The organism is Pseudomonas sp. D8002 (assembly GCF_013385695.1).
Lineage (GTDB): Bacteria > Pseudomonadota > Gammaproteobacteria > Pseudomonadales > Pseudomonadaceae > Aquipseudomonas.
Window position 1 is genome coordinate 16,488 of the sequence record NZ_JACAPM010000015.1, and the last position, 22,423, is coordinate 38,910.

The following is a 22,423-nucleotide window of genomic DNA, read 5'->3' on the forward strand; positions in this document are numbered from 1 at the left end:
CCGCGAAGAGGCCATCAGCATCACCTGAGGATTTCAGTCGAACATGAACAGCGCATCATTGCTGAACTGCGCCTCAAACCGGTTCGCCGGCATCGGTCGCCCGAACAGGTAGCCCTGCACCTCATCGCAACCGTGCTCCCGCAGGAAGTCCAGCTGCTCATGGGTTTCCACACCCTCGGCGATCACCGCCAGGTTCAGGCTGTGGGCCATGGCGATAATCGCCCGGGCAATCTGCGCATCCTGCTCACCCGACGGCAGGCCGTCGACAAAGGTGCGGTCGATCTTCAGCACGTCGATGGGGAACTGCTTGAGGTAGTTCAGCGATGAATAACCGGTGCCGAAGTCATCTACCGCGATGCTCAGGCCGAGGTTTTTCAGGCTGGCGAGGATCTGCATCGCTTCGTTGACCTCGCGCATCAGGATACTTTCGGTCAGCTCCAGCTCCAGGCACGCCGGCGGCAGGCCGGTGTCCTTGAGGATGGTGGCGATGCGCTCGCCCAGTTGCCCGTCGGAGAACTGCCGGGCCGAAATGTTGACCGAGACCTTGGGTACCCGCACCTTGTTCTGGTGCCAGGTCTTGAGTTGGCGGCAGGCTTCGCTGATCACCCAGTCACCCACGTCCACCACCAGCCCCAACTCCTCCAACACCGGGATGAAGTCCCCCGGCGGCACCAGCCCGCGACGTGGATGGCGCCAGCGCAGCAGGGCTTCGGCGCCGGTCAAACGTTTGCCGTCGCCGCTGAACTGCGGCTGGTAATACAGCACGAATTCGTTCTGTTCCAGGGCGTGGCGCAGGTCGCTTTCCAGCTCCAGGCGTTCCAGGGCGCTGGCGTTCATGTCGGCCTGGTAGAACTGGAAGTTGTTCTTGCCCCGCTCCTTGGCGTGGTACATCGCCGTGTCGGCGTTTTTCATCAACTGGCTGAGTTCGTTGCCGTCCTGCGGGCTCAGGGCGATGCCGATACTGGCGGTGACGAAGAACTCGCGGCCCTCCAGCACAAACGGCTTCACCAGGCTGGCCAGAATCTGCTCGGCCACGTGAATCGCCCGGTTCAGCGCCATCTCACGGTTGACCCGCGGTTGCAGCAGCAAGGTGAACTCGTCGCCACCCATGCGCGCCACGGTGTCGTCTTCGGCGACGCAGCCCAGCAGGCGGGTGGCCATTTCCTTGAGCATGCGGTCGCCGGCGGCGTGGCCCAGGGAGTCGTTGATCGGCTTGAAGCGGTCTAGGTCGAGGAACATCAACACCACCCACGACTTCTGCCGTTCCGCCGATTGCAGCGCGGTGTGCAGGCGGTCCTGGAACAGCGTGCGGTTGGGCAGGTGGGTCAGGGCGTCGTAGTAGGCCAGGCGGTGGATGCGCTGCTCGCTGGCCTTGCGTTCGCTGATGTCGCTGAAGAAGCACACGTAGCTGGCCAGGTCGCCTTCGTCATCGAACACGGCAGTAATTCCGACCCAGGCCGGGTAGTGCTCGCCGTTGCGGCGCTTGAGCCACACTTCGCCTTCCCAGGTGCTGTGCTGGTGCAATTGCTTGAGCACGTACCGCAGGTGGGCTTCCTGCTGTTCGTCGACGGTGAGCATGTTCGGCAACTGGTCGAGCACGTCCGCCACCGCATAACCGCTGACCCGGCTGAACGCCTCGTTGGCCTGCACGATGTAGCCGGCCGGGTCGGTGATCAGGATCGCCGAGGTGGAGTGTTCGAATACCGTGGCCGCCATGCGCAGGTCTTTTTCCGCACGGCGCTGCTGGCTGATATCGCGACCCACGCCAAGGATGCCCTCGAACGCGCCATGTTCGTCCCACACCAGCACCAGGCGCAGTTCGATGGGGATCTTGCGCCCGTCGGCCCGCAGGCAGTCGAACAGGAACAGTTGGGTCTGCACGTCGTTGCGCAAGGCCGCGAGGGATTCGGGTTGGTCCAGGGCGCGGCTGACTTGCTCCACCAGGGAGTAGATACCGGTCAGTTGCTGCGGGTTGGCGATGGTCGATTGCCAGCCGTTTTCGAAGATCCAGTCGACGTCATAGCCCAGCACCGCGTTCACCGAAGGGCTGACGTAGTTGAGGGCCAGCTTGCTGTCGGTGGAGAAGATTACGTCGCTGATGCTTTCCGCCAGCATGCGGTAGCGCTGTTCGCTGTCACGCAGGGATTCACTGGCTTCGATCTGGTCGGTGATGTCCTTGGCGACGCCGATGATGCGCGTCACCTGGTCAGTCTTGTCACGGGCCAGGGCCTGTTCGCGGATGTCGAAGCGCCGCCATTGGTTGTTGCGGTGGCGAAAGCGCAACTGGCACTGCAACTGGCTCAGGTAGCCGGCCTGGCGCTGTTGCAGGCGCAGGTCGTGGTAGCGCTCGGCGTCTTCGGGGTGCAGCAGGATCTCCCAGAAGTACTCGCCCATCTGCTGCAGCTCGGGCTTGTTGTAGCCCAGGGTGTGGCCCAGGTGGTGGTTGCTGAAAATCATCCGCTGGCTGATCACGTCCTGCACATACAGGTGATCGGGCACGGTGCGCACCACGTCCGACCAGAAACTCTCGCGCTCCACCAGTGACAACTCGATCAGCTTGCGGCTGGTGATGTCGCTGATGCTCAGGATCACGGCCTTGAAGTCGTCCTGTTGTTCCGGCAGGCGCATCACCAGCCACAGGTATTGGTCGTTGCCTTCGATATCGCTGAGCTGGATTTCCAGTTCAAGCTGCTTCTGCTGGGTCAGCACCGCGTCGATCACCTGGTTGCCGATGGCGGTCGGGCTCGACGGGCAGGCGTCGATCAGGCGTTCCCAGGCCTGCTCGCAAGAGGCAACATTCAGCAAGCGCACCGCCACCTGGTTGACCTCGGTGATGCGCAGTTCCTTGAGCAGTTGCTGGCGCTGTTCCGGGTTGTCTTGCAGCAACTGTTGCAACTGCTCGCGGGTTTGCAGTCGGGCTCTATCGAAGAACGCACGCAGGCCCGACAGGTCGAGCACGCACAGCGCCACGCCGGTGCCTTCGAAAATATCCTGGTAGCGCCGGCGCCCCTCGTGCACCTGGCGCTGGCGGCGGCGCATGTTCAGCAGCACGATCACCGGGATCAGCGAGAAGGCCAGGCCCAACAGGCATTTGCCGATAAAGGCCGGCAGCAGTTGCTCCAGCACGGCGGCGCGGTCGAACAGGCCGCGCAGTTGCCAGTCGCTCTTGCTCAGGGGCGTGACCAGTACACTTTTGTTCAACTCGTCCGGGGTCAACGCGGTGGCCCATTGGGCCGGCATCCCGCTGTCACGGCTGACCACCCGGTGGTTGAGGCGGTTTTCGATGACCCACATCGGGCGCTGGCCCTGGCCATCCTGGCGGGTCAGGTTGGCCAGGTAATTGGGGGCCAGGCGCAAGGCCCAGTACATCTTGGTGCCGCCGCTGGGCTGGTGCAGCAGCAGGTAGATGACGGTGCCGTCGTTGTTGTTGCTCAGGTAATAGGACTGGGCGTGGCTGCGCTTGACCAGTTCTTCGAGCCAGGCGCTGTCCTGGCTGTCGCTGGCGCTGTCACTGATCATCGCGCCGCTGGGGGCGAGCAGGGCGACGCTGCGCAACTCCGGCAAGGAGCGTTGCAAGGTGCGCATCAGGATTTGTTGCTGTTCGGCGTCCCGCGGCGGTTCGACGATCGGCAGCAGGTTCAGCGCGATCTGCGCACTGAGGGCCATGTTCAGGCTGATCTGTTCGGCCAGGTCGGCGCTGTAGTCGATGGTGTATTGCTGCTGGTTTTTCTGGTTTTGCTGCAACTGGTCCAGCAGTTGCCAGAACAATAACGCGAGCAGCAACAGGACCAGCGTCGCCAATGCGCCCTTCAGGGTTCCGTGCAGGGGCGCTCCCGGCGCTATATGAGCGGCGCGCAGGGGAGTTGGCGGCGTTACGTTGGACAAACTGTGATCCTGCGGTTTGGCTGGACTGGCGCGCGACGTGCACTATAAGCCGGACGCCCGGAGGGCGGCTAGCATGCCTTGTGTTGTGGCAAAGTGCCAGCCCCGCCTGGCTGGACTGCCCACCCGCATTCAGGTAGCTTTGCCGGTTACGCGAGGGCGTTCCAGCCCCAGACAATCAGGCATCTACCGCACGCAGGCATTGATAGACATCAACGGCCCGCGCGGCGCATGGCCTGGCACGGGTTTCGCCCGCTTAATTCATCAGTCACTGACGCTAGGTTCACCATGGCTCAATACGTCTTCACCATGCATCGGCTGGGAAAAGTTGTTCCGCCGAAGCGGGAAATCCTGAAAAACATTTCTCTGTCCTTCTTCCCGGGCGCCAAGATCGGCGTGCTCGGCCTCAACGGTTCGGGTAAATCCACCCTGTTGAAAATCATGGCCGGCGTCGACACCGAGTTCGACGGCGAAGCCCGCCCGATGCCCGACCTGAACATCGGCTACCTGCCACAGGAACCTATCCTGGACCCGACCAAGACCGTGCGTGAAGTGGTCGAGGAAGCGGTCAGCGTGATCAAGAACGCCCAGGCCCGCCTGGACGAGGTCTACGCGGCCTACGCTGAAGAAGACGCCGACTTCGACAAACTGGCGGCAGAACAGGCCAAGCTCGAAGCCATCCTGCAAGCCGCCGACGGTCACAACCTGGACCGCCAGCTGGAAGTCGCCGCCGACGCGCTGCGCCTGCCGGCGTGGGACGCCAAGGTTGAACACCTGTCCGGTGGTGAAAAGCGTCGTGTGGCCCTGTGCCGCCTGCTGCTGTCGGCCCCCGACATGCTGCTGCTCGACGAACCGACCAACCACCTGGACGCCGATTCCGTCGCCTGGCTGGAGCATTTCCTGCACGACTTCCCGGGCACCGTGGTTGCGATCACGCACGACCGGTACTTCCTGGACAACGTTGCTGGCTGGATCCTCGAGCTCGACCGTGGCGCCGGTATCCCTTACGAGGGCAACTACTCCGGTTGGCTGGAAGCCAAGTCCGACCGTCTGGCCGCCGAATCCAAGCAGCAATCGGCCCATGAAAAGGCCATGAAAGACGAGCTGGAATGGGTGCGTAAAGGCGCCAAGGCGCGTCAGTCGAAATCCAAGGCCCGTCTGGCGCGTTTCGAAGAGATGCAGTCCCAGGAATTCCAGAAGCGTTCCGAGACCAACGAAATCTACATCCCGGCCGGTCCGCGCCTGGGTGACAAGGTCATCGAGTTCAAGAACGTCTGCAAGGGCTACGGCGACCGCGTGTTGATCGACAACCTGTCGTTCTCCATGCCAAAAGGCGCCATCGTTGGCGTGATCGGCGGTAACGGTGCGGGTAAATCCACACTGTTCCGCATGCTGATGGGCAAGGAACAACCGGACTCGGGCACCATCGAAGTCGGCGAAACCGTGCAGCTGGCTTGCGTTGACCAGAGCCGCGACGACCTCGACGGCAGCAAGACGGTGTTCCAGCAGATTTCCGACGGTTCCGACCAGATCCGTATCGGCAACTACGAAATCCCGTCGCGCACCTACGTGGGTCGCTTCAACTTCAAGGGCGGCGACCAGCAGAAGTTCGTCAAGGACCTGTCCGGTGGTGAGCGCGGTCGCTTGCACCTGGCCCTGACCCTGAAAGAAGGCGGCAACGTATTGCTGCTCGACGAACCGTCAAACGACCTCGACGTTGAAACCCTGCGTTCCCTGGAAGAAGCCCTGCTGGACTTCCCGGGCGCCGCCATTGTGATCTCTCACGATCGGTGGTTCCTTGACCGCGTGGCCACTCACATCCTGGCGTACGAAGACGACTCCCAGGCGGTGTTCTTCGAAGGCAACTACACCGAATACGAAGCCGATCGCAAGAAACGCCTCGGCGAAGCAGCTGCCCAGCCGCATCGTGTACGGCACAAGAAACTGGCCTGATTCGGGTTGGTGGTTTGAACAAGCGGGGCCTTCGGGTTCCGCTTTTTTTTGCGTGTTTTCATGTGCACCGCGTCGTCTGCATCGCAGGCAAGCCAGCTCCCACAGTTGACCGCATTGTCATGGATGTACTGGATCAAATGTAGGAGCTGGCTTGCCTGCGATAGCGGATTAACTCTTGGTGCAAGGCCTGGATTGAAATCCTCATTAAGGTGCAAAAAACGCCTGTATTTATATCTAATGCACCATTTAAATTCACAAAAGCGACATTTTGCCCTGTCGCGGTGCGACATGAATTGATAAAGTCCGGGACAAATCTCCTTTAACGACAATAAATTTGCCGAGACTTTTCATGATCGAATCCGTTGAATCCTTCCTTGCCCGCCTCAAGAAACGCGACCCCGACCAGCCGGAATTCCACCAGGCCGTGGAAGAAGTCCTGCGCAGTTTGTGGCCGTTTCTTGAAGCCAATCCCCACTACCTGAACTCGGGCATCCTGGAGCGCATCTGCGAGCCGGAGCGTGCGATTGTGTTCCGGGTGTCGTGGGAAGATGACCAAGGCAAAGTACGGGTCAACCGCGGGTTCCGGATCCAGATGAACAGCGCCATAGGCCCCTACAAAGGAGGCCTGCGCTTCCACCCGTCGGTGAACCTGGGCGTGCTGAAATTTCTCGCCTTCGAACAAACCTTCAAGAACTCCCTGACCTCGCTGCCCATGGGCGGCGGCAAGGGCGGCTCGGACTTCGATCCCAAAGGCAAGAGCGACGCCGAGGTGATGCGTTTCTGCCAGGCGTTCATGAGCGAGCTGTATCGCCATATCGGCTCGGACGTGGATGTGCCCGCCGGTGATATTGGCGTGGGCGCCCGGGAGATCGGCTTCCTGTTCGGCCAGTACAAGCGCCTGAGCAACCAGTTCACCTCGGTGCTGACCGGCAAGGGCATGAGCTACGGCGGCAGCCTGATTCGCCCGGAGGCCACCGGTTTTGGCTGCGTGTACTTCGCTGAAGAAATGCTCAAGCGCAACGGCGAGCGGGTCGAAGGCAAGCGCGTGGCCATCTCCGGCTCCGGCAACGTCGCCCAGTACGCGGCGCGCAAGGTCATGGACCTGGGCGGCAAGGTGATTTCCTTGTCCGACTCCGAAGGCACCCTGTACTGCGAAAGCGGTTTGACCGAAGAACAATGGTCGGCACTGCTTGAACTGAAAAACGTACAGCGCGGGCGCATCAGCGAGCTGGCATCGCGTTTTGGCCTGGAATTCCGCGCCGGCAAAGCACCATGGGAGCTGGCCTGCGACATCGCGTTGCCCTGCGCCACCCAGAATGAACTGGACGCCGAAGCGGCGCGCACCCTGTTGCGCAATGGCTGCGTCTGCGTGGCCGAAGGCGCCAACATGCCGACCACCCTGGAGGCGGTGGATATCTTTATCGAGGCCGGCATCCTGTTCGCGCCAGGCAAGGCGTCCAATGCCGGCGGGGTGGCGGTGAGCGGGCTGGAGATGTCGCAGAACGCCATGCGCCTGCTGTGGACCGCCGGTGAAGTGGACAGCAAGCTGCACAACATCATGCAGTCGATCCACCATGCGTGCGTGCACTACGGCGAAGAGAACGGCTGGGTCAACTACGTGAAGGGCGCCAACATTGCAGGCTTCGTGAAGGTTGCGGATGCAATGCTGGCCCAGGGCATCGTTTAACCCTCGGGTTCGATGCGCAGGATTTCGATCAACTGATCACCGACGGGGCGCCTCCACAGCACCTCGTCGCCCACCTGTGCACCCAGCAGAGCGCGGCCCAGTGGCGAACCCCAGTTGATCAGGCCCACCGTGGCGTCGGCCTGGTCTTCGCCCACTAACTGAATGCGCTGCTCTTCGTCCTGTTCGTTGGCAAAGGTCACCCAGCTGCCGATTTGCACCTTGTCGGTGGAGGTTGCCGGCGCCACCACCTGTGCGCTTTGCAGGCGCTGGTTGAAGTAACGCAAATCCCGCTCAAGGTCGGCCTGGCGCTGTTTATCGGCCTGCTCGCCCTTGGCGGATTCTTCGCTGTGTTCGTTTTGCAACTGCGCGACCCTGGCCTGCAATTGTGCAAGTCCGCGGGCAGTGAGGTGATTGGGTTGCGCGCTGACCTGGCGTTCCACCGGTTGGCTGGCCTGGGCAGCGGCGCTGTCTTCGTTGACGAAAGCTCGACTCATGACGTTCTCCTGCTATGGAGTTTGGGCCATGGTCGCAGGGGTTAAGTTTCGCTGGATGTCTGGAAGCGACCTATTGCGAGCGAAAGGCCCTGGCAGCGTCGCGGTCTTTTTCCTGTTGCCAGGCGCGTTCGCGGTCGTCCCAGTGGCGATTCTTGTAGTCGTTCAGGTCTTCGTTCTCGCGCATGGCCTTGCATTGGCGAAAGCCATCATCCCAGCCTTCGGCGTAGGTGCGGTCTTTCAGGTAGCGCGGGACGTTCTTGCGAAATTCCCCGGTGATCACCCCGGCAGCCTGGCGGCCGCTGCTACAACCGTCGTCATAGCCATCGGCGAAGGCGGGTGGATAACCCTTGGCCAGCAAATCCTCATGGGTTGATTGGCAACCCGACAGCAGGGCCAACAGGCCCAGCACTCCAGCGTACCGCCACATCGCTTGCTCCCTGGCCGTTGAACGGCTGATGGGGGAAGTGTAGGAGTGGATTCGTTCGGGGTATGTGAAACGGATGTGAGAAAACCGTGTGACGCTGCGGCTTCGGGCGATCACGCGCCCCCTGTGGCGAGGGAACTTGCTCCCGCTGGGGCGCGAAGCGGCCCCTGTTCAGGGTATTGAGATATTCCAGAGAGGGTGAGGTGTCTGGTTTTGGGGCTGCTGCGCAGCCCAGCGGGAGCAAGCTCCCTCGCCACAAGGTTATTGTGTGGTTCAGTCTGGTGTCAGCGCGGCGTGCTCTGCGAGTTCTTGCTGGATGAACGCTGCAATCATCGCCCGGTAGACGTGCTCTGTGACGTCCGGATTGGCGCCAGCGGTATCAGCGAGATCGCGAACCTTGGCAATTACCTGCTCAACCCGCTGCGGTGCCTTGACGCCATCGCTGTCTTTTTTGAACCGCGCAGCCTGGGAAACAAAGCCGCCCCGTTCGGCCAATAGTGCGACGATCTGGCGATCAAGACGGTCGATGTTTTCCCGGACTTGTTCAAGGCTGGTGCAATTAACGGCCATGTGGGTTGAAGCTCCTTTTAGTGATCGTTCCCACGCTCTGCGTGGGAATGCCGCTCTGGACGCTCTGCGTCCGCTTTTAAAGGTCGTGACGCAGAGCGTCACAGGATGCATTCCCACGCGGAGCGTGGGAACGATCTACGGCTCAGGGATTAATAGTGATACCACTTCACTTCCAGCATCACTTCGTTCACCGGTGTCGCGAGGTGGCTGTATTCCCGCTGCGCACTCAGTCTCAGCCCCAGGTTGCGCGACAATTCCCACTGTTGATTCAGGCTGATACTGCGCCGCACCTCGCCATTGGTGAAGAAGTCACCCTTGGCTTCCAGGCTCAGGTTGCCCAGCGGGTTGCGCCACAACACACCTGTATTGAACCCGGCAGCCGGGGAGATGGCTTCACCGAAGTCGCTGTTGTGCTCCACGCGCACGGTGCCGAGGGCGAAGCCAAGCATGTCGTCGCGCAGTTGCCAGGTGCCGCCCGCGCCACCGTTGACGTGGCTGACGAGTGTCTCGTCGTCATGCTTGCCCGGTACGCGCTCCAGGCCGCCGGTGACTTGCCACGACCACGGCTGCAGCAGCTCGTTGCGTGGGGTCAGTGAGCGGATGGTTGCCAGATCCAGTTGCTGCAATTGCCAGTGGTTGCCTTCGTACTGGCGCAGTTTCATTTGCAGGATTTCAATCTGCGCGCCCAAGGGGAAGCCTTCGGCGTTGTCGTTCAGGTCGTGGTAGGCCATGCGCAGGCCGTATTCGCCGAAAGCCTTGTCGCCCCGGGTGCCGATGCCGGCTTGCCAGGTGCGGGATTCGTGGCCGTCTTCGGGCAGGCCGGGGCGTTCGATCTTCAGGTCCGGCGCCGGGTTCTGGTTGATCGCCCGCAGCAGTTCGAAGCTGCGCTGGGAGCGTTCGGTGTCGCGCTCCAGGCCGTTGGCGCGGTAGCGGCCAAGGCGGTAGGCGGCGTCGATGATCAGGGCCTGGCGGTCTTTGGCGATGGCCTTGAACGCCGGGTCCTGCAGTTGTTTCTGGTCGTCGCTGATCTTCAGCACCCATTGCTGCTCGTCGCTGTCCAGCGGCTTGGCGCGTTCCAGCAGCTCCCGTTCACGGGAAGGGCGGTAATCGATTTTCTCCACCAGGCCGGCTTCTTTCACGGCTTTTACCGTGTCGGTAGGGATCGCGGTCAGCGGGAATTGTTCGGTTAACCGCAGGCTTGGGCGGGCCACTTGCAGCAGTTCCAGCAGGCGATAGGAGCAGTTTTCGTCGAAGAAGAAATAGTCGAATTGGATCTGCTTGAGTTCCCACACGTGCTCGACCATGCGCTCGGTCTCGACCTGGGTCAGGTTCAGGCGGTATTCCCACAGGTCGCGGTTCTCCAGGCTACGGTATTCCGAGAGTTTTTCCTGGTAGGGCACCAGCGCGAACAGGCCCGGGTAGCCGCCCATCAGGCCCTTCCAGGCGTAGAGGATGCTGTTGTCCGAGCCTTCGATATAGGCGCCAAAGTTGATCGCGTAGCTGAGCAGGGCGGTGTTGTTGCTCTGCACGTCAGCCTGGTCGATGCGCAGCAGGGTATGGCCGAACATTGATGACGGGCTGTTGAGGTAGGCCGCCGGGAAGATCATCACCGCGCTGTGGGGGGCGACGTCCTTGAACCATTGCTTGAACTCCTTGCAGTCCAGCGTCGGCAAGTCCGTCAGGCGCAACTGGTCCTTGAGCCAGCGTGTACGTGCCGGGTAAACACATTGGGCGTGCTTTTCGCCGAGGCTGGCCGGGGCATACAGCGCCTCGACAGTGGCCTTCAACTCCTGGTCCGGATGGTGGGCGCCATCGGGAGCGAGGAAGAATTTCTTGTCGCTGACATAGCTGCGCCAGCCTTTGAACTTGCCGGATTCGTAGTGCCCCAGCGAAAGCCAGAACGGGTCGTTGGCCAGTTGCTGCAAACGTTGATCATCAAGGTGCGGCGCCGCATACAGCGGGGCGCAGGCGAAGAGTGCCAGGTAGGCAAGGCGTTTGAGCATGTGGGCAACTTAAGTCGAGATAAAAAGACCCAAAGGGGAGGCAGGTCCAAAAATAATAAAAACCCGTGCCTCGAAAGGCACGGGCGGGTCGAGCTTAAGCCTGGGTAGCGTATTTCGCCAGACGGGTGTCGCTTTTCAGTACAGCCAGGGTGTTGTTGTGCACGTCATCAGCGGTTACGTCAGCCTTGCTGAAGATTTGCTGGAAGTGCTCGTGAGTCACAGCGGCAAAGTGCTCGCGGTCTTCAGGAGCAACGCCCAGTACTACAGCGTAGGTAGTCAGCGCTTCGCCGTTACCCTTGGCCATGTCTTCGGACAGCTCGTTCATCATGCCATTCATGGCAATCCACGATTTGCCACCGTAGGTCAGTGCGCTGTTGGTGCTGCAGCCGTTGGTGCCCGAGGTCATGCCGAACGTGGCGTTACCCGAGGTACCGTTGGTGGTGGAGGCCAGGAAGTGAGCCGGAGTGCCGCGTTGGCCTTCGAACAACATGTTGCCCCAACCGCAGTTCGGGCCACCTGGCGCTTCTGCCATTGCATTGAGGGAGACGACGGTGAAGAGAGTACCGAGAAGGATCCGTTTCATAGCTTTGTTCTCTTTGTGTGCAAACCAATGGACAAGGGTTCAGGTGCCTGACAGCACCCTAGGGGTCGGTTATTAGTCCAACCCGCAGCAGGTTGGAGTTTAGGCATGATCCAAGGGTTCCGTGACTTTTTATGAAACAAGCCGGAAACACTCGGTTTTTTTACAGCCCCGAACACGGGTCTATGCTTTCCCCAAGCCGTCCTTGCCAGCCGGCCCAACCCGGCGCCAGAATGCCGTCATCTGCCCCGCCTGATGTAAGGAAGCCCGATGCCTGATCCTGTTGCTGCCAGCTTGCGTCTAGCGCCCGAAGCGCTGACCCGTCCTTTTTCCGCTGAACAGTTCAGCTTCTCGACCACCAATGATTTGGAGCCCTTTCGCGGTGTGCTTGGCCAGGAACGTGCGGTCGAAGCCTTGCAGTTTGGTGTGGCCATGCCACGCCCCGGTTACAACGTATTTGTGATGGGCGAGCCCGGTACCGGGCGCTTTTCGTTCGTCAAACGCTACCTCAAGGCCGAAGGCAAGCGCCTGCAGACCCCGGCCGACTGGGTCTACGTCAATAATTTCGATGAGCCTCGCGAACCCCGCGCGCTGGAACTGCCTGCGGGCGGTGCTGCCGCGTTCATCTCCGATATCAACGGCCTGATCGACAACCTGGTCGCGACCTTCCCGGCGGTGTTTGAACACCCGACGTATCAACAGCGCAAAAGCGCCATCGACCGTGCCTTCAACCAGCGTTACGACCGTGCCCTGGACGTCATCGAGCGCCTGGCCCTGGAAAAAGACGTGGCGCTGTACCGTGACAGCACCAACATTGCGTTTACCCCGATGCTCGACGGCAAGGCCCTGGACGAGGCCGAGTTCTCGCAGTTGCCCGAAGCCGACCGCGAGCGTTTCCACACCGATATTTCCGAACTGGAAGAACGCCTCAACGAAGAACTCGCCAGCCTGCCCCAGTGGAAGCGCGAGTCCAATAACCAGATGCGCCAGTTCAACGAAGAAACCATCACGCTGGCCTTGCAGCCACTGCTGGCGCCGTTGTCCGAAAAATATGCGGAGAACGCGGCCGTCTGCGGCTACTTGCAGGCGATGCAGGTCTACCTGCTGAAAACCGTGGTCGAGCAGTTGGTGGACGACGCGAAAACCGACGCCCAGGCCCGCAAGTTGCTGGAAGAACAGTACTGCCCGAGCCTGGTGGTGGGGCATCCGATCAACGGTGGCGCGCCGGTGGTCTTCGAGCCGCATCCGACCTACGACAACCTGTTCGGTCGTATTGAATACAGCACCGACCAGGGCGCGCTCTACACCACCTATCGCCAATTGCGCCCGGGTGCGCTGCACCGTGCCAACGGTGGTTTCCTGATCCTTGAAGCCGAGAAGATGCTCAGCGAGCCGTTTGTATGGGACGCCCTCAAGCGTGCCTTGCAATCGCGCAAGCTGAAGATGGAATCACCGCTGGGCGAACTGGGCCGCCTGGCCACGGTGACCCTCAACCCGCAAGTGATCCCGTTGCAGCTCAAGGTGATCATCATCGGCTCCCGCCAGTTGTACTACGCGTTGCAGGACGCGGATCCGGACTTCCAGGAGATGTTCCGGGTACTGGTGGATTTTGACGAAGACATCCCGATGGTGGATGAAAGCCTGGAGCAGTTCGCCCAGTTGCTGAAAACCCGCACCTCGGAAGAAGGCATGGCGCCGTTGACCTCCGATGCGGTGGCGCGGCTGGCGACCTACAGCGCGCGGTTGGCGGAGAACCAGGGCCGCTTGTCGGCGCGTATCGGTGATTTGTTCCAGCTGGTCAGCGAGGCGGACTTCATTCGTCACCTGGCCGGTGATGAGCGCACCGACTCCGGGCACATCGAGCGCGCACTCAAGGCCAAGGCCACGCGCACCGGGCGGGTGTCGGCGCGGATTCTCGACGACATGCTCGCCGGGGTGATCCTGATCGACACCGCCGGCGCGGCGGTGGGCAAGTGCAACGGGCTGACGGTGCTGGAGGTGGGGGACTCGGCGTTTGGTGTGCCGGCGCGGATTTCTGCCACGGTGTACCCGGGCGGCAGCGGTATCGTCGATATCGAGCGTGAAGTTAACCTCGGCCAGCCGATTCACTCCAAGGGCGTGATGATCCTCACCGGTTACCTGGGCAGCCGTTATGCCCAGGAATTCCCGTTGGCGATCTCGGCGAGTATCGCCCTTGAGCAGTCCTACGGCTATGTCGACGGCGACAGCGCGTCCCTGGGCGAAGCCTGCACATTGATCTCGGCCCTGTCGAAGACGCCGCTCAAGCAGTGCTTTGCCATCACCGGCTCGATCAACCAGTTTGGTGAGGTGCAGGCGGTCGGCGGGGTCAACGAGAAGATCGAAGGTTTCTTCCGTCTTTGCGAGGCCCGCGGGCTGACCGGCGAGCAGGGGGCGATCATTCCCCAGGCCAACGTCGCGACACTGATGCTCGATGAGAAGGTGTTGCAGGCCGTGCGGCAGGGGCAATTCCACGTCTATGCCGTGCGTCAGGCCGACGAGGCCTTGAGCCTGCTGGTGGGTGAGCCTGCGGGTTCGCCCGACGAGGAGGGGCAGTTCCCCGAAGGCAGCGTCAATGCGCGGGTGGTGGAGCGTCTGCGGGCAATCGCCGAGATGATCAGTGAAGATGACCTGAAGGAAGCCGAGAAGGAGTTGGCGCAGGAAGCACTGGCTGAGACCAAGCCGGTGTAATCAATGCCGAAGGGGCCTGGTTCCAGGTCCCTTCGGCATATTTTTGACGCCGTCGTGACGGCAGTCATCCGTTGGTCCCCCAGCCTTGGTTTGTACCGGGTTTCTTCTATTCTCAGCTCAAGGGATAGCCACAGGAGTCGCTGGATAGAAACAGTCTTGCCTTGCGAGGCTGAATACCGGATCTACCGAGGGTCGCCGCCATGTCGCGCAACCTCTGCCTCACCCGCCAGTGCCTGGGCCTGGTCACCCGTATCGAATGTTCCATTCGCCCTCTCGCGGGGGATACCGGGATGTGGACCTTGTTGTTTGCCGCCGGAATGACCGGCGAACAACCCTCCACCATCAAGTCCCAAGGCCCGTTCCACGGACCTTTCGTGGCACAAACCATCCTCGATTCGATTGTTGAAAGCCTGACCCTGCACGGGTACGAGCTGGCTGACGACCCGCAGATCTGGTGCCTGCACCTGCAGGCGCACTTGCGACAACTCAACGGTGGGCGGCAGACGGTGCTAAGCGATATCCGCTGACCGCACTCCCCGTAGCAGCTGGCGCTCGACAGCTGCTACGCGGGAGGGGCTATGGCTTGGCAGGGGCCGCCTCGGGTTTGTCCAGCTTCACCTCAAACCCATACTGCACCGTGTCCAGGCCGGTGCGCTGGTAGGTTTCCAATGTCGTCGGCTGGCCGTAGAAGTAATGCACGTCGAACAGCGCCGTGCCGTATTCCTCGGCGCGGTGGCTGACGCCGAGAATTTCCTTCAGGTAGTTGCCGCTGGCGTCCTTGGCATAGAACCGCCAGCTGTCAGAGGGGAACAGCTTCTGGTCGACAATCAGCGCGTTGTCCTTCAGCTCCAGGCCCTTGGGCAGTTGCCCGGCAGTGAGGCTGCCTTTCTCGATGGTCGCCAGGAACAGCGGCATTGATCCGACGGCAAACCCCGGGTTTTCAGGGAACAGGTTCAGGTCATAGGTGATGGTGCCGCGCCCCGGGTCGACCTCGTAGGCTTCGGCGGGCAGTTCGATCGGCTCGCCAAGCTTGCCTTCGTCGTTGGCGGTGAGGAACGTCACCGGGGCATCGCCGCCGCCGCGGTCCTCGCCCAGCAGGTCGTCGTTGAAGGTGTAGGGGTGATCGAACTCAACGTGCGCCGCACTGGCGTCATCCACCGACTGGTTGATGGTGACGCTTTTCTTCAGTTGGTCTTCGGACAGGGTGGCGTCCTTGAGCCAATCCGCGGCCTGGTCGTCATACACGGTGACGGGCATCGGCAACGGCTGTACGGTTTTTTCCAGGCTGTTCTTGTCGAAGCGCCGTACGGGCAGGTCCAGGTCCTTGCGGGTCACCGTGGCCTGGGAAAAGTCGAGTACGCTGACTTGCACATTGTCGATCAGGCCATTGAAGTACACCTTGGTGTAGTGGCTGTTCTGCTTGAGCTCGAAGGCTTTCTGCTCGTCTTCCAGCTGTTTCTCGAAGGCGTCGGACCAGGCCTTCTGCTTCTGCATTTCGGCCAGTTGCTTCTCGTAGAACGCCAGTTGCGCGGCGTTTTCGTTGATCGAGCCCGAGCGCGAGAGAAATTGCCCGGTGGTGTCACGAGCCTGCACCAGCAACGGGTTCGGCGATTCGTCCGCGACTTCCGGCGCCAGCGGGGCGCTGTTGGTCAGTTCGATCTCGGCGTAGTTCTTTTCCAGGGCCAGCAGGGTGACGGTGACGTTTTCTTCGGTGCGCTTGCGGCCCACGTCCTTTTTCGACAAGTCGAAGGTGAAGACTTTACGCGGGGCAATCACTTCCACCTTGCCCTTGAGGGTGACGGGCTGCGGCTGGCTTTTGTTCTCCGTCTCGACGCCTTCGACGAACGGGTAGGTCACCGTCAGGTCATCGGGGTTGGTCAGGTTGGAACTGGTGGGGCTCAACTGGATGCCCGGGTCGGTTTCCGACCATTCCGGCTGGAACGGGATGACCTTGTTGTTACTCAGGGTCACCGACTGCCATTCCAGGCCGTGTGGGAAGGGGAACTGGTCGGGCATGTTGAAGTTGAACGGGAAGATCGGCTGCAGGTCCGTCAGGTAGTCCGAATGGGACGCCTTGCGCAGGACAAACAGGCCATTGATGTAGGTATCGACCAGGGCCTGCGGCGTAGGGTAATGCTTGAGCAGCGCCAGGGCGTCTTCGCTGTACTCGGCCTCGATGGGCTTGGTGGCGAGCTTGGCGCGCGCCCGTTCCAGCAACAGCAGCGAGCCTCCGAGCTCGGACACGGCGTCCTTGAGCTTGGGGTCCTGGATGGCGTCCAGGGATTGTTCGAACTTGGCGGTTTTCTCTTCGAGACTGGCTTGCTTGTGTTCATCGCTTGGGGAACAACCGCTGCCCATCAGCAACGCCGCACACAGGCCAAGGCTGGCCAAAGGGGATCGCACATCCATTATCTGAGTTTTCCTGTCCGACATCATCGAGCCGAGTTGATGAGCTCGACACTAGCAGAAAAATTCCTTAACAGATGCCGTACAGATCAGTTTTCTCGACGGTTTCTGGGGTTTGGGTGCGGCTGGTATACTCGCCGCCATTTTTAGCCAAGCTGTGTGAGATTCAATGGAACGCTTTATCGAAAATGCAATGTATGCCTCACGCTGGCTGTTGGCGCCGATCTATTTCGGGCTGTCCCTGGGGCTGCTGGCGCTGGGCCTGAAGTTCTTCCAGGAAGTGTTTCATGTGATTCCCATCGTGTTCACCATGAGCGAGTCGGATGTGATCCTGGTGCTGCTGTCGTTGATCGACATGGCCCTGGTGGGCGGCCTGCTGGTGATGGTGATGATCAGCGGCTACGAGAACTTCGTCTCCCAGCTGGACATCGACGAAAGCAAGGAGAAGCTCAACTGGCTGGGGACCATGGACTCCTCGTCGCTGAAGATGAAGGTCGCGGCGTCCATCGTAGCGATTTCGTCGATCCATCTGCTGCGGGTGTTCATGGACGCCAAGAACGTCGATCCCGAGCACCTGAAATGGTACGTGATCATTCACATGACCTTCGTGGTGTCGGCGTTTGCCATGGGCTACCTGGACAAGGTTACCAAGCATTAATCAGCCCCTGGCGCTCTCCTGCGCGGGGCTCATCAAGGGCGTGGCTTGTGTGCTAGTCTGCTCGCCCTTTTAGTTTGGACGGCACCTGTGTCGTCCTACAGCGGAGCCTTTCCATGTCCGAAGTTAATCTGTCCACCGACGAAACCCGCGTGAGCTACGGCATTGGCCGTCAGTTGGGCGACCAGCTGCGCGACAACCCGCCACCGGGCGTGAGCCTGGACGCGATCCTGGCTGGCCTGACCGACGCTTTTGCCGGCAAGCCTAGCCGTGTGGACCAGGAGCAAATGGCCGCCAGCTTCAAGGTCATCCGCGAAATCATGCAAGCCGAAGCCGCTGCAAAGGCTGAAGCTGCTGCTGGCGAAGGCCTGGCTTTCCTGGCTGAAAACGCCAAGCGTGACGGCATCACCACCCTGGCTTCCGGCCTGCAATTTGAAGTGCTGACTGCCGGTACCGGCGCCAAGCCGACCCGCGAAGACCAGGTGCGTACTCACTACCACGGCACCCTGATCGACGGCACTGTGTTCGACAGCTCCTACGAGCGCGGCCAGCCTGCGGAATTCCCGGTTGGCGGCGTGATCGCCGGCTGGACCGAAGCCCTGCAACTGATGAATGCCGGCAGCAAATGGCGCCTGTACGTGCCGAGCGAACTGGCTTACGGCGCTCAAGGCGTTGGCAGCATCCCGCCGCACAGCGTTCTGGTGTTTGACGTCGAGCTGCTCGACGTTCTGTAAGACCTTACCTGCAGGAGCGAGCCTGCTCGCTCCTGCAGTGTTTTGCGCGGTTGCTCATGGATGAAACTTGCCATTGAGATCCGTCACCGGGCGCAACGCTCGGGCATAGCAGAACAGAAACAGATTTCTCACCACTTCCTTCAGCACCCCGGGCTCACTGGAACTCAGGCCATTGACGTCCAGGTCGCCCTGATCCTGCAGTTCGCTTAACGCCTCTTCTTCCAGCACCGCGCAGACTTCCCCGGTTTCCCGATGGAGGATTCGCAGGTAAGGGTGTGGACGGTCCAGCCAGGCATCGATCAAATAAGTCATGGGAAGTATCTCCTTGATGGGTTTCAATGAGAATAATTCTTATTCGTAGAATAGCAAGTCCCTATTGGCGATTTCCGGACTTTTCTGTGTGGATATTGTTTTTGATCAAAAGGCCTGGCCTTTTGCCGCCAGTGCGGAACTGACGCGGGGAGGGTGAAGCGCCATCCCGTGCAGGGCACGGGATGGAGGCAGCATATTCAGACCTTGCGGACGAACTCGGACTTGAGTTTCATCGGGCCGATACCGTCGATTTTGCAGTCGATATCGTGGTCGCCATCGCACAGGCGGATGTTCTTGACCTTGGTGCCGACCTTGACCACCAGGGACGTGCCCTTGACCTTGAGGTCCTTGATCACGGTGATGGTGTCGCCGTCCTGCAGGACGTTGCCCACAGAGTCTTTCTTCACGGATTCATCGCTGGCCGCCTCGGCTTCGCCGCCGACGGCCCACTCATGGGCGCATTCCGGGCAAATCAGCTGGGCGCCATCTTCGTAGGTGTATTCGGAATTGCATTTCGGGCAGGGTGGCAACGTGCTCACTAAAGCTCCTTTGGTTTCAGGATGGCTAAAAAGCGCACATTGTATAGGGTTTTAGCCGGGCAGGGGGCAGCAACGCCAGAGAACGCTGTGGGAGCTGGCTTGCCTGCGATGCAGGCACCTCGGTTTGTCTGTTACACCGCGGTGATGCAATCGCAGGCAAGCCAGCTCCTGCATGGAGCAGAGCAGAATCAGTGAGTACGGGCGACCGCGAACTCACTCAGCTCAACCAGGGCGTCCCGGTATTCGCTGGCTGGAAGGGCTTCCAGGCATTGGATCGCGCGAGCCACGTAGTCACGGGCCAGTTGCGCGGTGTATTCAAGGGAACCCGAGGCTTCCACGGCTTCGCGGATGCTTTCCAGGTCTTCGATCCCGCCTTTCTGGATCGCCTTGCGCACCAGGGCGGCCTGTTCCGGCGTGCCTTCGCGCATGGTGTAGATCAGTGGCAAGGTCGGCTTGCCCTCGGCCAGGTCGTCACCGACGTTCTTGCCCAGGGTTTCGGCGTCGCCGCGATAGTCCAGCAGGTCGTCCACGAGCTGGAAGGCCACGCCCAGGTGATCGCCGAACGTGCGCAGGGCTTCGCTCTGCTCGGGCGTCGCTTCGCACAGGGCGGCGGCGCTGTGGGTCGAGGCTTCGAAGAGCATCGCGGTTTTGCCGCGAATCACTTCCATGTAGGTTTCTTCGGTGGTGCTGGCGTCGCGAACCTTCGACAGCTGCAACACTTCGCCTTCGGCGATGATGCGCGTGGCCTGTGAAAGAATCTTCATCACCGGCATCGAGCCCAGCTCGACCATCATTTCGAACGAGCGCGAGTACAGGAAGTCGCCCACCAGCACGCTCGGCGCGTTGCCCCACATCGCGTTGGCCGTCTCGCGACCACGGCGCATGCCGGACATGTCGACCACGTCGTCGTGCAGCAGGGTGGCGGTGTGCAGGAACTCGATGGTCGCGGCCAGCAGGCGCAGGTCATCGCCTTCACGGCCCAGGGCCTTGCCACACAGCAACACTAATAAAGGACGCAGGCGTTTACCGCCGGCCGACGTAATGTAGTCGCCAATTTTGGAGACCAGCGGCACTTTAGAAGTCAGCTGCTTCTTGATGATGCCGTCGACGGCGCTAAAATCGTCCGCCACCGCGCGGTAGAAAGCTTGGGGTTGCATCAGCGACAGTCGCTCCAGAAGGGTTGCGCGGCATGCTAGGACCCGCGTCCCGTAGTGTCAAGGCGCGATAGACGGCTACTTGCAACACCTCCATAGCTTGCGTACAATCGCGCACCCTGAACTTCCTGGGCAGCACCTGCCTTACGCAATTGCATTCGGGACGTCCATCCCATGCAGCCATGCCAGCCAATACCTCTTCTTATAAAGCGCTGGGTGAGCAGGATTATCGGAGAAATACCATGTCGTACGCAGTAATTGTTACTGGTGGCAAGCAATACAAGGTCGCCCCAGGTGAATACCTGAAGATCGAGAAGCTGGAAATCGCTACTGGCGAATCCGTTACTTTTGATCGCGTTCTGTTGGTCGCCAATGGCGATGACGTGAACATCGGCGCTCCAGTTGTTGCAGGCGCTACCGTTGTGGCTGAAGTGATCTCCCAAGGTCGTCACGATAAAGTCCGCATCATCAAGTTCCGTCGTCGTAAGCACCACATGAAGCGTATGGGCCACCGCCAGTGGTACACCGAGATCAAAATCACCGGTATTCAGGCTTAATTTCAGCCTAATTCCTCACTAGGAGAATTGACTCATGGCACACAAAAAAGCTGGTGGTAGTACCCGTAACGGTCGCGACTCAGAAGCCAAACGCCTTGGCGTGAAGATGTATGGCGGCCAGGTTATCATTCCGGGCAACATCATCGTGCGTCAGCGCGGCACCCAATTCCACGCCGGTTACGGTGTTGGCATGGGTAAAGATCACACTCTGTTCGCTAAAATCGACGGCGTGATCAAGTTTGAAGTAAAAGGCGCTTTCAACCGCCGTTACGTGAGCATTGTCCCGAAGACTGAAGTCGTCGCGGCATAATTACGTAGTTGCTGGAAAAGCCCTGTCTCGCGACGGGGCTTTTTCGTTTGTGGGGTGAGTCTCTTGCAAAGCTGTTTGTGATGGGCGAAAGCAGTGGATTTGCGGTCGTTGCTTGAGGTCGCTGCGCTCATTTTTGCAAGAGTCTTATGTCTTGGTTTCTTAAGCTCGTCCGTGTGGCGAGAGGCGTTTTGTTATGAAGTTCGTTGATGAAGTTTCGATCCGAGTAAAAGCTGGCGACGGCGGTAACGGTTGCATGAGTTTCCGTCGGGAAAAATTCATCGAAAACGGTGGTCCTAACGGTGGTGATGGTGGTGATGGCGGCTCGGTCTACATGATCGCCGACGAAAACCTCAACACCCTGGTGGACTACCGTTACACCCGGCACTTTGATGCCGAGCGTGGCTCCAACGGCGGCAGCACCGACTGCACCGGTAAAAAAGGCGAAGAGCTGGTACTGCGGGTTCCGGTCGGCACCACCGTGATCGACTCCGCAACCCAGGAAGTCATTGGTGACCTGACCAAAGCCGGTCAGCGCCTGCTGGTGGCTCATGGCGGCTGGCACGGTCTGGGTAACACTCGTTTCAAGTCCAGTACCAACCGTGCGCCACGCCAGACCACGCCGGGCAAGCCAGGCGAGCAGCGTGACCTGAAGCTGGAAATGAAGGTACTGGCTGATGTGGGCCTGCTGGGCTTGCCGAACGCCGGCAAAAGTACGTTCATTCGCTCGGTGTCTGCTGCCAAGCCGAAAGTCGCCGATTACCCGTTCACTACCCTGGTGCCGAACCTGGGTGTGGTCAGCGTCGACCGCTGGAAAAGCTTCGTGGTTGCGGACATTCCGGGCCTGATCGAAGGCGCTTCCGACGGCGCAGGCCTGGGGATCCGTTTCCTCAAGCACTTGTCCCGCACCCGTTTGCTGCTGCACCTCGTCGACATGGCGCCGCTGGATGACACCAGTGCACCGGACGCTGCTGAAGTGATCGTCAGCGAGCTGACCAAGTTCAGCCCTTCCCTGGCTGAGCGTGACCGCTGGTTGGTGTTGAACAAGTGCGACCAGATCCTCGAGGAAGAGCACGAAGAGCGCGTCAAGGAGATCGTTGATCGCCTGGAATGGACCGGTCCGGTCTACGTGATCTCGGCCATTGCCAAAGAAGGCACTGAGCGCCTGACTCGCGACATCATGCGTTACCTCGAAGACCGTGCCGATCGCCTGGCCGCCGACCCTGTCTACAAGGCCGAGCTGGCTGAACTGGATCAGCGCATCGAAGACGAGGCTCGTGCCCAGTTGCAGGCGCTGGATGATCAGCGTGCCCTGCGTCGCAGTGGCGTCAAGTCGGTCCATGATATCGGTGACGATGATTGGGACGAGGAAGACGTGGATGATGAAGATGGTCCGGAAATCATTTACGTGCGCGACTGATTCGTTGCAGTAAACTTAAGCGCCGCTCAATCGAGCG

At 60.5% G+C, this 22,423-nt stretch carries 19 protein-coding genes; 9 read left to right on the plus strand and 10 right to left on the minus strand.

What is annotated here, in order from left to right; translation table 11 throughout:
• Nucleotides 1-33 precede the first annotated feature (33 nt).
• Entirely contained in the window at nt 34-3,885 is a 3,852-nt protein-coding gene (locus tag HX807_RS08965) for a bifunctional diguanylate cyclase/phosphodiesterase (RefSeq protein ID WP_023659180.1), read from the minus strand.
• Between the two features lie 285 nt (nt 3,886-4,170).
• Here HX807_RS08965 and ettA point away from each other — a divergent pair, with 285 nt between their 5' ends.
• The gene (gene ettA, locus HX807_RS08970) at nt 4,171-5,835 is read left to right on the plus strand and encodes an energy-dependent translational throttle protein EttA (protein ID WP_003215833.1); all 1,665 of its coding nucleotides are present in this window, start codon (nt 4,171-4,173) and stop codon (nt 5,833-5,835) included.
• A 349-nt stretch (nt 5,836-6,184) separates the two neighbouring features.
• Complete coding sequence (gene gdhA, locus HX807_RS08975) at nt 6,185-7,522, plus strand: NADP-specific glutamate dehydrogenase (RefSeq protein ID WP_177049776.1); 1,338 nt, start codon at nt 6,185-6,187, stop codon at nt 7,520-7,522.
• Here gdhA and HX807_RS08980 read toward each other — a convergent pair.
• The 5 genes from HX807_RS08980 to HX807_RS09000 form a co-directional block, all read right to left on the minus strand.
• A complete protein-coding gene (locus HX807_RS08980) occupies nt 7,519-8,016 on the minus strand; it encodes a GreA/GreB family elongation factor (protein ID WP_177049777.1) in 498 nt (165 codons plus the stop codon). The genes gdhA and HX807_RS08980 overlap by 4 nt on opposite strands.
• Nucleotides 8,017-8,086: 70 nt before the next feature.
• Complete coding sequence (locus tag HX807_RS08985; RefSeq protein WP_102369931.1) at nt 8,087-8,443, minus strand: hypothetical protein; 357 nt, start codon at nt 8,441-8,443, stop codon at nt 8,087-8,089.
• A gap of 270 nt (nt 8,444-8,713) precedes the next feature.
• On the minus strand, nt 8,714-9,010 hold the full coding sequence (locus HX807_RS08990; protein ID WP_003215840.1) for a chorismate mutase: 297 nt from the start codon (nt 9,008-9,010) through the stop codon (nt 8,714-8,716).
• Between the two features lie 149 nt (nt 9,011-9,159).
• Nucleotides 9,160-11,013: a DUF4105 domain-containing protein gene (locus HX807_RS08995; protein WP_177049778.1), complete on the minus strand. Its 1,854-nt coding sequence runs from the start codon at nt 11,011-11,013 to the stop codon at nt 9,160-9,162.
• A gap of 94 nt (nt 11,014-11,107) precedes the next feature.
• On the minus strand, nt 11,108-11,596 hold the full coding sequence (locus HX807_RS09000) for a DUF3015 domain-containing protein (protein WP_003215845.1): 489 nt from the start codon (nt 11,594-11,596) through the stop codon (nt 11,108-11,110).
• Nucleotides 11,597-11,863: 267 nt separating this feature from the next.
• Between HX807_RS09000 and HX807_RS09005 the strand changes: the two genes are divergently transcribed.
• The gene (locus HX807_RS09005) at nt 11,864-14,302 is read left to right on the plus strand and encodes a Lon protease family protein (protein ID WP_003215847.1); all 2,439 of its coding nucleotides are present in this window, start codon (nt 11,864-11,866) and stop codon (nt 14,300-14,302) included.
• 200 nt (nt 14,303-14,502) lie between these two features.
• Nucleotides 14,503-14,829: a hypothetical protein gene (locus HX807_RS09010; RefSeq protein WP_003215849.1), complete on the plus strand. Its 327-nt coding sequence runs from the start codon at nt 14,503-14,505 to the stop codon at nt 14,827-14,829.
• Between the two features lie 49 nt (nt 14,830-14,878).
• On the opposite strand, the gene HX807_RS09015 is transcribed toward HX807_RS09010, so the two are convergent.
• Nucleotides 14,879-16,711, minus strand: coding sequence for a hypothetical protein (locus tag HX807_RS09015; RefSeq protein WP_177049779.1), 1,833 nt, complete (start codon nt 16,709-16,711; stop codon nt 14,879-14,881).
• A gap of 166 nt (nt 16,712-16,877) precedes the next feature.
• On the opposite strand from HX807_RS09015, the gene HX807_RS09020 reads away from it, so the two are divergent.
• Nucleotides 16,878-17,366 (plus strand): TIGR00645 family protein, encoded by a 489-nt coding sequence (locus HX807_RS09020; RefSeq protein WP_003215853.1) that lies wholly within the window; start codon nt 16,878-16,880, stop codon nt 17,364-17,366.
• 113 nt (nt 17,367-17,479) lie between these two features.
• Nucleotides 17,480-18,097 (plus strand): FKBP-type peptidyl-prolyl cis-trans isomerase, encoded by a 618-nt coding sequence (locus HX807_RS09025; protein ID WP_034115957.1) that lies wholly within the window; start codon nt 17,480-17,482, stop codon nt 18,095-18,097.
• 54 nt (nt 18,098-18,151) lie between these two features.
• Here HX807_RS09025 and HX807_RS09030 read toward each other — a convergent pair whose 3' ends face one another.
• From HX807_RS09030 to HX807_RS09040, 3 genes are all read right to left on the minus strand, one after another.
• Nucleotides 18,152-18,409, minus strand: a complete 258-nt coding sequence (locus HX807_RS09030; protein ID WP_003215856.1) for a hypothetical protein — start codon at nt 18,407-18,409, stop codon at nt 18,152-18,154.
• A 197-nt stretch (nt 18,410-18,606) separates the two neighbouring features.
• Nucleotides 18,607-18,948 (minus strand): zinc ribbon domain-containing protein YjdM, encoded by a 342-nt coding sequence (locus HX807_RS09035; RefSeq protein ID WP_003215858.1) that lies wholly within the window; start codon nt 18,946-18,948, stop codon nt 18,607-18,609.
• Between the two features lie 188 nt (nt 18,949-19,136).
• The gene (locus tag HX807_RS09040) at nt 19,137-20,105 is read right to left on the minus strand and encodes a polyprenyl synthetase family protein (RefSeq protein ID WP_003215860.1); all 969 of its coding nucleotides are present in this window, start codon (nt 20,103-20,105) and stop codon (nt 19,137-19,139) included.
• Nucleotides 20,106-20,344: 239 nt separating this feature from the next.
• Here HX807_RS09040 and rplU point away from each other — a divergent pair, with 239 nt between their 5' ends.
• From rplU to cgtA, 3 genes are all read left to right on the plus strand, one after another.
• Nucleotides 20,345-20,659: a 50S ribosomal protein L21 gene (rplU, locus tag HX807_RS09045; protein WP_003176051.1), complete on the plus strand. Its 315-nt coding sequence runs from the start codon at nt 20,345-20,347 to the stop codon at nt 20,657-20,659.
• 34 nt (nt 20,660-20,693) lie between these two features.
• A complete protein-coding gene (rpmA, locus tag HX807_RS09050; RefSeq protein WP_003215862.1) occupies nt 20,694-20,969 on the plus strand; it encodes a 50S ribosomal protein L27 in 276 nt (91 codons plus the stop codon).
• A gap of 193 nt (nt 20,970-21,162) precedes the next feature.
• Nucleotides 21,163-22,386: an Obg family GTPase CgtA gene (gene cgtA, locus HX807_RS09055; protein ID WP_003215864.1), complete on the plus strand. Its 1,224-nt coding sequence runs from the start codon at nt 21,163-21,165 to the stop codon at nt 22,384-22,386.
• The last annotated feature ends 37 nt before the right edge of the window (nt 22,387-22,423 follow it).